General features: G+C 36.0%; 10 protein-coding genes. 4 read left to right on the top strand and 6 right to left on the bottom strand.

Annotation, left to right across the window (positions count from 1 at the left end):
* Positions 1-2: 2 nt before the first annotated feature.
* Complete coding sequence (locus ACTIEI_RS12640; RefSeq protein WP_439506655.1) at positions 3-1,298, bottom strand: amidohydrolase; 1,296 nt, start codon at positions 1,296-1,298, stop codon at positions 3-5.
* A 122-nt stretch (positions 1,299-1,420) separates the two neighbouring features.
* Here ACTIEI_RS12640 and ACTIEI_RS12635 point away from each other — a divergent pair, with 122 nt between their 5' ends.
* The gene (locus ACTIEI_RS12635; RefSeq protein ID WP_439506654.1) at positions 1,421-1,840 is read left to right on the top strand and encodes a YqaE/Pmp3 family membrane protein; all 420 of its coding nucleotides are present in this window, start codon (positions 1,421-1,423) and stop codon (positions 1,838-1,840) included.
* A 1-nt stretch (position 1,841) separates the two neighbouring features.
* Here ACTIEI_RS12635 and ACTIEI_RS12630 read toward each other — a convergent pair whose 3' ends face one another.
* Both ACTIEI_RS12630 and ACTIEI_RS12625 read right to left on the bottom strand, forming a co-directional pair.
* The gene (locus ACTIEI_RS12630) at positions 1,842-3,404 is read right to left on the bottom strand and encodes an acyl-CoA mutase large subunit family protein (protein ID WP_439506653.1); all 1,563 of its coding nucleotides are present in this window, start codon (positions 3,402-3,404) and stop codon (positions 1,842-1,844) included.
* Positions 3,405-3,419: 15 nt separating this feature from the next.
* On the bottom strand, positions 3,420-3,920 hold the full coding sequence (locus ACTIEI_RS12625) for a hypothetical protein (protein WP_439506652.1): 501 nt from the start codon (positions 3,918-3,920) through the stop codon (positions 3,420-3,422).
* 111 nt (positions 3,921-4,031) lie between these two features.
* On the opposite strand from ACTIEI_RS12625, the gene ACTIEI_RS12620 reads away from it, so the two are divergent.
* Positions 4,032-4,382: a HesB/IscA family protein gene (locus ACTIEI_RS12620; protein WP_439506651.1), complete on the top strand. Its 351-nt coding sequence runs from the start codon at positions 4,032-4,034 to the stop codon at positions 4,380-4,382.
* Positions 4,383-4,509: 127 nt separating this feature from the next.
* Here the strand turns inward: ACTIEI_RS12620 and secDF are convergent, their stop codons facing one another.
* The 3 genes from secDF to ACTIEI_RS12605 all read right to left on the bottom strand — a co-directional run bounded on the left by secDF (position 4,510) and on the right by ACTIEI_RS12605 (position 8,460).
* A complete protein-coding gene (gene secDF / locus ACTIEI_RS12615) occupies positions 4,510-7,575 on the bottom strand; it encodes a protein translocase subunit SecDF (RefSeq protein ID WP_439506650.1) in 3,066 nt (1,021 codons plus the stop codon).
* Positions 7,576-7,642: 67 nt separating this feature from the next.
* Positions 7,643-8,098, bottom strand: coding sequence for an FKBP-type peptidyl-prolyl cis-trans isomerase (locus ACTIEI_RS12610; protein ID WP_439506649.1), 456 nt, complete (start codon positions 8,096-8,098; stop codon positions 7,643-7,645).
* Between the two features lie 14 nt (positions 8,099-8,112).
* On the bottom strand, positions 8,113-8,460 hold the full coding sequence (locus ACTIEI_RS12605; protein WP_439506648.1) for a hypothetical protein: 348 nt from the start codon (positions 8,458-8,460) through the stop codon (positions 8,113-8,115).
* Between the two features lie 70 nt (positions 8,461-8,530).
* On the opposite strand from ACTIEI_RS12605, the gene ACTIEI_RS12600 reads away from it, so the two are divergent.
* On the top strand, positions 8,531-9,220 hold the full coding sequence (locus ACTIEI_RS12600) for a lysoplasmalogenase (RefSeq protein WP_439506647.1): 690 nt from the start codon (positions 8,531-8,533) through the stop codon (positions 9,218-9,220).
* A 31-nt stretch (positions 9,221-9,251) separates the two neighbouring features.
* Positions 9,252-11,426, top strand: a complete 2,175-nt coding sequence (locus ACTIEI_RS12595) for a TonB-dependent receptor (RefSeq protein ID WP_439506646.1) — start codon at positions 9,252-9,254, stop codon at positions 11,424-11,426.
* Positions 11,427-11,461 lie beyond the last annotated feature (35 nt).

Raw genomic sequence — 11,461 nt, 5'->3', positions numbered from 1 at the left:
ACTTATTTTTTTCCTGTTTTAGCAAAGTCTAAAACAAGGTGAACAAATGCTTTCATTCCTACATCTAATTTAGAATCGTTTATGATAAAACCAGGCGTATGATGATCAGGTGCCGAAGACATAGTTGGAAATTGTGTATCTCTCGCTCCTAAAAAGAAAAAGAATGATGGTGCTTTTGTACCAAAAAAGGAGAAATCCTCTGCACCTGTAACCCAATTAGTTAGTTTTACATTAGATGCCCCACCAGCAGCAGCTTGCAAAGAGGGTAGGGATCTCTCAACCAATTCAGGATCACTAAAAGTGACCAAGGTTTTAGTATCAATTATTACTTCTGCAGTAGTGCCATTTGCTTCTGCAATATTCTCCGCTATTAATCTGATTTTTTCATGAACCTTTTTTTGGACTTCACTATCTAATGTTCGGATGGTTCCTTCCATCATAGCTTCTTCTGGTATGATATTCGCTCTAACTCCTGATTGAATTCTACCCACTGAAACTACAACTGGAGCTTGCGTAATATCAATATTCCTACTTACTATTGTTTGTAATGCCTGAACAATTTCAGCACTAACAACAATTGGATCAATAGCGTTCCAAGGGTAAGCACCGTGACTTTGTTTTCCTTTTACTTTAATAGTAAACCAATCCGATGAAGCCATTGTAGCGCCTGGCTTATAATAGATTTTTCCTAAATCGTATTTTGAATTGATATGAATACCAAATACGGCATCTACTTTAGGATTATCCATTGCACCTTCTTTTATCATCAATGGAGCACCACCTTCTTCTGTTCCTGGAGGACCTTCTTCAGCAGGCTGAAATAAAAACACAACAGTGCCGTTAATATCATTCTTTATTTTACTTAGCACTTCTGCAGCGCCCAATAACATGGCCACATGAGAATCATGACCACAAGCATGCATTACTGGAACTGTCGCTCCATTGTATTCTCCTTTTGCTTTAGATGCAAATGATAATCCATTTCTTTCTTCTACTGGTAAACCATCCATATCGGCTCTTAAAGCAACCACAGGTCCTGGCTTACCGCCTTTTAAGATTCCTACTACACCCGTTTTAGCAACAATACGGGTACTAATACCAAAGCTTTTTAAAGTTTCTTCAACCTTCTTGCATGTATTAAATTCTCTATTCCCCAATTCTGGGAATTCATGAAAATACCTACGCCAATTAATTATTTTAGTATTCTCCTCTTTAAACAATTGTTCTAAAGTTGCTTGTGAGGGTTGAGCTTCAGCAGATCCTGATAACAATAAAAGGAATGCAATTATTTTTTTCATATGGTGCAATTAAATAAGTATTTCTAAGGTACTGAATACTACTATTAAATCTTGAAGAACTATTTAATTAAAAAAAGAGATTTAGTGAAACTTAATGTAACTTCAAATAAACCAGCACACTTATGAAAAAAATATCCTATCTAATTGCAACAGCAATTATGTTAAATGTAAGCCCTGTAGTTGCCTCATCTGTTGGCACAACTGCTACTGCAACAAACAAAACCACTGAAGCCAATTCAAATATAAGGATGGATGATGCAGTGGTAACTGATGCCATGAGCCAATTTAAAAGCTTATCTAGAGTAGATAGAAAAGCAAAATTAAAAGAAGTCAAATCTTTGATGAAAGAGTACAAAGCCAATAAAACCTCGGCTTCTCCTTCTAATGACAAAGTATTATTGGCTATTTTGGCTATTTTATTACCTCCCTTAGCGGTTTATTTGCACGAAGGAACAACCAACACTACTTTTTGGATTAGTGTTCTTTTAACATTATTGTTTTGGATACCAGGGGTAATTTTTGCGTTAATTACCGTTTTATAAGTTACCTATGTTCACCGTATACTTGGCGAAGTGTATCTGCAATTTCGCCAAGTGTACAATAGGTTTCAACAGCTTCTACTACCAATGGCATCAAGTTGCTAGAACCAGCAGCGGCTGCTTTAATTGCGCTTAAGCATTGATCAACTTTTGTTTGATTTCTCTTGCTTTTCAACTCAGTCAATTTAGCAGTTTGCAATTGACGAATACTGTCATCAATTTTAAATCCGGGTACTGGATTTTCTTTATCAATCGTAAATTTATTTACCCCTACAATAATTTTGTCACCACTTTCAATGTTTCGTTGATATTCAAATGCACTGCGGGCAATCTCTTCTTGCATGAATCCTTCTTCGATAGCACTAACACTTCCACCCATCGCATTAATTTTATTGAGTAACTCCCAAGCTTTATTTTCTACTTCAGCTGTAAGTGATTCAACAAAATAACTTCCAGCTAAAGGATCTACAGTATCAGGTGCACCACTTTCAAAAGCAACAATCTGTTGTGTTCTCAATGCTATTCTAGCAGCTTCTTCTGTTGGCAAACTTAATGCTTCGTCATATCCATTGGTATGTAAGCTTTGTGTACCGCCCAATACTGCAGCAAGAGTTTGAATAGTAACCCTACTAATATTATTTAACGGTTGTTGAGCAGTTAAAGTAGCACCCCCTGTTTGGGTATGAAAACGCAACATCATCGCTTTTTCATCAGTTGCACCTAGGTCTTTCATTATACGTGCCCACATTTTTCGAGCTGCACGAAACTTAGCTACTTCTTCAAACAAATTATTATGCGCATTAAAAAAGAAAGACAACCGCTTTCCAAATACATTTATGTCTAACCCTTTTGCTAGTGCAGCTTCTACATAAGCTTTACCATTGCTTAATGTAAATGCAATTTCCTGAACTGCGGTACTACCCGCTTCACGAATATGGTAACCAGAAATAGAAATCGTATTCCATTTAGGTAAAGAAGTACTGCACCATTCAAAAATATCAGTTATGATTCGCATAGATGGCTTTGGAGGATAAATATAAGTGCCTCGTGCTGCGTACTCTTTTAAAATATCATTTTGTATGGTTCCTGTTATTTTATTTAAATCTGCACCTTGCTTTTTTGCTAATGCAACATACATAGCTAATAAAATAAACCCGGTAGCATTAATGGTCATAGAAGTACTCACCTGTTCTAACTGAATCCCCTTAAACAATAGCTCCATATCTTCTAGACTATCAATTGCTACACCTACTTTACCCACTTCCCCTTCTGATAAAGCATGGTCACTATCATACCCAATTTGAGTAGGCAAATCAAAAGCAACACTTAACCCCATTACACCTTGGCTTAATAAATAGTGATACCTTTTATTGCTTTCTTCTGCAGTGGAAAAACCAGCATACTGACGCATGGTCCATAACTTACCCCTATACATATCAGGTTGTACACCCCTTGTATAAGGAAACTGTCCAGGCATTTCATTCTTCAATTTTAATGCTTCAAGATCATCAGCGGTATAACAAGCTTTAATCTCGATTTCACTATCAGTCATTTTTTTTACAGGCATGTTGCTCGTTTTATTTTATAATAATTGCTTGGCTTCATAACTCAAAGCTTCCGACACCAAATCATGCAAGGCAGATGTAGGATTGGCAACTAAATATTGCATGATGGCTTTTTGTAAATCTAATCCAGACGATTCGGGGGGTAATTGCTGCCCGATTTGGTTGATGATTTGTAAATTTTTTTCTTTTAAATTTTTAACAGCCTTCCAAGATGCAGGGCTGATATACATTTGTTGGGTAACATTAAAATCAAATTCTTCTCGAATAATTTTAGTATACATCAATTGTAGTTCAGCCGCTGAAATAGCATTAGCCGCATTACGATTGATTAAGTTGGGTAAAGCAATTCTATCTGTCAATAAAAGAAGGCGTTCATAGGCTTGTAAAGGGAGTGAACTCGCTACTTTACTCTGTTGTTTTTCGTAAATGACTAAACGTCGTTGCAGATAAATTAAATAACCAGCCATGGAAGCAATAAAAACAGCCACTATTACCGTAATTAACACCGAATTATCCATTCTAAAAAGCTTTGTACAAAGGTAGGGGATCAACAAGGAATTCCTTCTATCGTAAACACAAACAGTGATGGGTTCAGGCAAATTGGTAACTTTGTGTTCTAAATAATATTTATGGAAACAGCAATTACAACTCAAATTCCTGTAACCCTAACAGAAGGAGCTATTGTAGAAATTAAGCGATTAATGGCTGAGCCCAACTTTGATACTACGCAACGTTTAAGAGTGGGTGTAAAAGGCGGAGGATGCAGCGGTATGACTTATGTGTTAGGTTTTGATCAAACTGAAGAAGGCGATGAATTTTTTGAGATTGAAGGAATACCATGTATTATGAATAAAAGCCATAGCCTTTATTTATATGGTATGGAAATAGATTGGCAAGGAGGATTGAATAGTAGAGGATTTACTTTTAGTAACCCAAACGCCAGTAAAACTTGTGGTTGTGGAACTTCGTTTGCTGTATAAGTCCAAGAAAAAGTATTTTCATTTACTTTAGCTGCTAATCAATCAACTGCAATTAATCTCACCATAATTGATTTAAATTAAAATGCCCCGATTTACATCGAGGCATTTTTGTTATCAATCTATTTGCTTATTTAGCTTTTGAGCCCAATGCTCTACCTTTCCCGAAGTCTACTAAGAAAGGAGCAGCTACGAAAATTGAAGAGTATGTACCAGTGGCAACACCAATTAACATAGCGAATGCAAATCCTCTAGTTACTTCACCACCAAAAATGAATAGGATTAGGATGGTTAAGAAAACTGTTACAGAAGTCATGATGGTTCTACTCAATGTTTCATTGATTGCTCTGTTAATTACCGCAGCATTAGGGGCACCCTTCATCATTCCGGAGTCTTCTCTAATACGATCATAAACAATTACGGTATCATTCATAGAGAAACCAATTACTGTAAGAATTGCAGCTATGAAGTGTTGGTCAATTTCTAATGGGAAAGGAACAAAATCCTTTAAGAAACTGAATACAATCAATGTTACAAATACGTCGTGCATTAATGCAACAATTGAACCTAAAGAGTATCTCCAATCACGGAAACGGATAAATATGTATAAACAGATTACCAACACTGCAAACAAAGTTGCTTTGGTTGCACCAGCTTTTAAATCATCGGAGATGGTCGGTAAAACAGTTTGTGATCCTTGCTTATAAGTGTTCTCAAAAGTATCAAAGCTTGTTCCTGCTGGTAAATACTTGGTTAAACCCTCATATAACTTACGTTCAACTTCAGCATCAACATTGTTTCCTGTTTCTTTGATTTTATAAGAAGTAGTGATATTTACTTGATTCTTAACGTCAACCGTTTTAATAATTGGTGCTTCACCAAACACCGTTTTTAAATCTTGACGAATCATTTCAGGATCTACTGGCTTATCAAACTTTACCGTGTAGCTTCTACCACCAGCAAATTCAACTCCTTCATCAAAACCGTGGAAGAAAGAGGCAATACCCATTACAAAAATTACTGCAGATAGCATGTATGCATACTTTCTGTATTCAATAAATTTGAAATTAGCGTGGTTGAATATTTTTTTAGATATACTAGTAAAGTACTCAAAGTGTCTGTTCTTATTGGTATACCAATCAGAGATTAAACGAGATACTAAAATTCCACAGAACAATGATAATAAGATACCAATGATTTGTGTGGTTGCAAATCCTAATACAGGGCCTAATCCAAAGTAAGCAAGTATAATAGCCGTCAATAGGGTAGTGATATGACCATCTAAAACAGGAGCAAGAGAACGCTTATATCCCTCATTTACTGCAGCTGAATAGTTTTTACCCTTGGTTAATTCTTCTTTGATACGCTCAAAGATGATTACGTTAGTGTCTACGGCCATACCAATCGTCAATACTAAACCGGCAATTCCAGGAGCTGTTAACGTAAATCCTAAGGCGCTTAATACTCCAATGGTGAATAACAAGTTTAAGATTAAGGCAATATTGGCAACCCAACCACCAGTATTAAAGTATAATAACATCAAGGCAAAAATTACCAAGAAAGAAATTCCAAAAGATAATGCACCACCTTTGATAGATTCACTACCCAAAGTTGGTCCTACTGTTTGGCTCTGAACAATTTTAGCAGGAGCAGGTAATTTACCACTCTCTAAAATTTCAGACAAATCTTGCGCTTCTTTAATAGTATAGTTTCCACTGATTTGAGAATTACCAGTAGTGATAGGGTCATTAACATTAGGAGCAGAGTAAACAAAATTGTCTAATACAATGGCGATAGGTTTTCCCACATTTCTGGTGGTCATTTTAGCCCAAATATTAGAACCCACTTTGTCCATATTCATTTTAATGGCAATTCTACCGCGCTCATCATAATCCTGAGAAGCACCTGCAATACGGTCACCTTCTAATTCCGCTTGACCATTGTCTAAGGTTTTGATTGCGTATAAAGTAAGAATATCTTTTGCCTTTGGATCATCTAATTCAGCTTTACCATACATGAATACCAAGTTAGAAGGGAACTTGCTTTTTACAGATTCCATTGCTAAGTAATCATTTAAAGTACCAGTATCTTTAGATTGAATATAACCTAAAGCAGCAGGATAAACTGGACGACCATTTTCAGCTTGGTAAGGCTGAGTTAACTGCATTAAACGAAGAATAGGATTCTCTGTTGCTTTAATAGCTGCAGAATCTGTTTTAGCTGCGGTTGTCTTAGCTGCCATTGAAGAAATGGTAGCAGTTTTACTCGTATCACCTTTAGGTTGAACTGATGCAGAAGCTTTAGTTGTATCAACAACAGCTGCAACTTTATCGGCACCAGTTAAATAATCTTGAACAGCTTTATCAGCAGCAATAATACCTGTTTGAACATCTTTGTTCTCCCAAGTGTAAACTTCAAAAAATTGAAGATTGGCTGTAGATTGTAAGTAATTTCTTACTCGATCTTTATCGTTCACACCAGCCAATTCGATATTGATTCTTCCTTTTGCAGGATCTGGGTTGATATTATTTGATGATACACCAAAACGATCAATCCTAGTTCTTAGAATTCTAAATGTATTATTGAAAGCAGCTTCTGCTTGCTTGCGTAGGTAGTTTTCAACTTTTGCATTTGAATCTTCAATCTTTACTGCAGAAGCACTTTTAGTTGCAAAAAATGGAGCTAATTTGCCTTCAGGGCTAACTTTCTTGAACTCTTCCAAGAATAAAGTAATTAAATCTGCACCACTATTGGCCTTTCTTGCTACAGCAGCATCTAATGCCTTATTGAAGTTAGCGTCTTTAGTATAGTTGCTTAAAGACTTAATCAAGCCATCTAAGCCTACTTCCATGGTAACACTCATACCACCTTGTAAGTCTAGACCCAACATTAATTCCTTTTCTTTAGCACTACGGTAAGTAGTTAAACCAAAAGCCAGCTTAGTGTCTTTGGTGCTGTCTAATAAACGAAGTAATCTAGCCTTCTTTAGGTCTTCTAAAGAATCTGTGTAGGCAGCTTGCAATTCCTTGTTGCCAGGATATTGCTGTTCAGCTGTTGGAAAACGCTTTAACCACTCTGTGGCCTTCTTTTCCATTGCAGATTCATGGCTGTTTACAAACCAAGTGAATGATAATTGGTAAAGACAAATCAATGTAAGTGCTATGGCAAAAAAACGCACTAAACCTTTCAGTTGCATATTAGTAACGGTTTACGAAGTTTTATTCCTGATTTTTTCAGGACGGCAAAGATAGGGGAATGAGCGATTAATTCACAGTTACATCAAAGTAAAGCGGTGTATTAGGTGGAATCGATCGATTACCGACACAAGAATAGGCTAGTGCCGAGGGGATAACTAACTGAATTCTGCCCCCTCTTCTCACCAAAGGGATTCCAATAGTCCAACCTTCAATCACACCACTTAAAGAGAAAGAGACAGGTGTTGCCGCAGCATCAAATACGACTCCATTCAATAATTTCCCTGTATAAACTGCATTTACTTGAGAAGTAGCATTTAAAGGAGCACCTGCTCCTTGATTCATAATTTGATACAAAATTCCACTAGGATGTTCGGTATAAGTGATATTATTATCGGTACAAAACTTGACCATCGCAGCTTTTTCAGAGGCTACGGGTGCAGGCGTACAGCCCGTACTACCTGTTTTACCACAAGATATTGCCAATATGGCAAATAAACCCAATACGAACAGTGATTTTTTCATTCTCAGTTTTCTTTTTAAGACGCAGAACTATTGTTTATGGCTGCATCTGGTGTATTTAATTTTCGTTTTTTAGCCAAAATTTCTTGGTATCGTTGGTCATTCATTTCCCATTTAAACTTACGATACATAAAAGCGATAAAAATGGAAATGCCTAAAATGGCCATAAATAAAACAAAAGCGCTCATTTTACTATTGGCTTCCATAGTAGCACGCTGATACCAACCAGATAGGATAACCGCAATTACGGTTCCGCCTATGGCAAACCCTGAAGATAGGCCTAACATAAAAGCTTTCCGGCTACTTTTTTCTTTTTCACTGTTCTCTTGCCAAAAGGCAAAAAAAACATCGTCATCCATTTGCATGGCGCAAATTTAGGTCAGTTTGAGGTAAAAATCGTAGATTACTACAACCGCTTGTTTTAACTAAATAATTATGCATTTAAAAAAATTTATCCCCTCCATTTATATATTGGTCTTATTGGTTCATTGTTTTCTATTATGGGTAGAAGAATCTGAAACTGCCAGTATTACAAAAATTTTATTAATGCCTTTATTGCTTTTGTATTTATCGGAAGTACTGGCTCCAACAAAAATCAAATCTTTTCTTCCCAAAAAATTGATTGCACTTGCATTTTTAGCCTCCTGGGGTGGAGATATCTTTTTGCTGTGCGAAGGAAATCTATTTTTTATTGCTGGCATGCTCTGTTTTATTGTAGCTCATTTTTGTTATATCATTCTATTTATCAAAATTCAACCACTCAAAATCAGTAATGCCTTCTTACCCATTTTAGGGGGGATTGTAGTGCTTATCATTGGAGCAATCATCATTAATCATTTGGCACCCAAATTGGGGGATTTATATGCCCCTGTGGTGGTTTATATGATTGTAATTGCAACAATGTTCAGTAGTGCAATGATGATTTCGTCGAATACGAATACCAAACGGTATGGTGTAAATTATTTTGTTCCTGGAGCTGCATTATTTGTATTATCCGATTCTGTATTATCACTGAATATCTTTGCTTATAAAAATGTTTTTTTAGGGGTGATTGTAATGTTTACCTATGGATTTGCCCAATTTCTTTTGGCAAGAGGATTCAAAAATTACTTGATGAACAAGTAGCATTTACTTTGAATAACTGCTATTTTTACAAATGAAATTTTTTGTAACTATTATTACAATCTTATTCAGCTGTTACTTACAAGCTCAAGAGAAATTACCTGCCAATAACCTGTCTATAAAAATATTCATTAGAGATGCCGAAGAAAAAAAGCCTTTGGCCGGTGCTTCAGTAATGATCCCATCGTTAAAAAAAATGGTAGTAGCAGATAGCAACGGAGCTGCAATATTTACACAAATACCTGCTGGAAAATATGCATTTAAGATCAGTTATATTGGATACGCTGATCAAGAAATCATCATTGAGCTGCCTCAAAATGAAGACTATTATGAAGTTTTATTAAGCCATGACGAAGAACACGATGAGGAAGAAGAAGTAATTGTCACTGCAACTAGAATGAGTAGATCTATTGCAGATATTGTAACAAGAGTCGAAACTATTTCAGGAGAAGAATTGACAGAGAAAGGGAATATGAAACCTGGAGATATTAGGATGTTATTAAATGAAAGTACAGGAATTCAAACACAACAAACATCGGCAACTTCCTATAATTCGAGCATTCGTATTCAAGGTTTAGATGGGAGGTATACCCAAATACTCAGAGATGGATTTCCTTTGTACGCGGGCTTTTCAGGTGGCTTAAGTCTTATGCAAGTAGCTCCCTTAGATTTAAAACAAATTGAAGTAATTAAAGGATCTTCCTCTACTTTATATGGTGGAGGAGCGATTGCGGGATTAGTCAATTTGGTTTCTAAAACTCCCACAAATGAAAAGGAATTAAGTTTCTTGGCAAATGCTACAACTGCTGGCGGACTAGACTTAAGTAGTTTTTATAGTAAAAAATTCAATAAAATAGGTCTTACCGTTTTTGGATCAAGAAATACTTCCAATGCATACGATCCAGCTGCATTAGGATTGTCTGCTATTCCTAAATTTGCGCGTTATACCATTCATCCAAGGTTGTTTTTTTATGGCAATAAAACCAATGCAAATTTTGGTGTCAATTATATTACTGAGAAAAGGCTAGGAGGGAGTATGGATTATATTAAGAATGGCAGTCTAGGCTATTTTGAAAATAATCAAACCAACAGATTGACTACTCAATTTCAATTGACACATCAAATAAACGAGCAATCTAATTTCGTATTTAAAAACAGCTATAGCCGATTCAACAGATCCATTCAAATTCCTTCTTATGAATTTAAAGGGCTTCAGCAAACCAACTTTTCTGAAGCTACTTATCAATATAAAGCAACAAATCAGGATTGGATCATTGGGGCCAATTTTATCAGTGATCATTTTAAAGAAATGAGTCAAATGGTTGCTAACCCTAAAGATTATCAATTTAACACTTGGGGAATCTTTATTCAAAATACCTGGCAGGCAAGCGAAAAGGTAAGCATAGAAACAGGATTAAGAGGAGATTATGTAAAGCAATTTGGATTTGAATTATTACCCAGAATTGCATTCATGCTAAAAGCAAATTCGCAATTTACTTTTAGATTAGGAGGGGGCATGGGCTATAAAACACCTACTGTTTTTAATGAGGAAGCAGAGAAATTGCATTTTCGATTTATACGCCCGATTGACCAATTGGTTGCCACCAATGAACGATCGATTGGAGGAAATTTTGATATTAATTTTCGTACAAGAATTGGAGAGATTGGCCTTACGCTGAATCATCTATTTTTTTATACTAGGTTAAATTCCCCCCTGCTATTAGTAAACAGTGGCACTAGTTCATCTTTTGTAAACGCCAATGGGTTTATCAGTACCAAAGGAATGGAAACCAATATGAGGTTGAGTTACAACGACTTTAAATTATTTATAGGCTACACTTATGCCGATGTAAATACCCATTTTAACAATGTAAAAAACTGGTCCCCATTAACGTCTAAACACAGGGTCAACAATGTGCTGATGTATGAAAAAGAAGGTAAATTCAAAATGGGTGCTGAAGCCTACTTTTTTAGCCCTCAACAATTAAACGATGGAGCATTGGGAAAATCTTATTGGATTTTTGGACTAATGGCCGAAAAAATCTGGAACAACTTCTCCCTGTTCATCAACTTAGAAAATTTCACAGATACTAGACAAACCAGATTTGATACCATTTTTACTGGGTCAATGAATAACCCCAACTTTAGAGATATTTATGCTCCTGTAGATGGATTTGTGGTAAATGGTGGGCTCAAATTGAAATTATAAAAAAGCCTCACCTGAATTTCAGGTGAGGCCGTATA

Origin of the sequence: Sediminibacterium sp., from assembly GCF_051860225.1 — a bacterium.
In the GTDB taxonomy this organism is placed as follows: domain Bacteria; phylum Bacteroidota; class Bacteroidia; order Chitinophagales; family Chitinophagaceae; genus Sediminibacterium.
The sequence above is the reverse complement of the archived record's forward strand: the minus strand, read 5'-3'. Positions and strand labels throughout refer to the sequence as shown.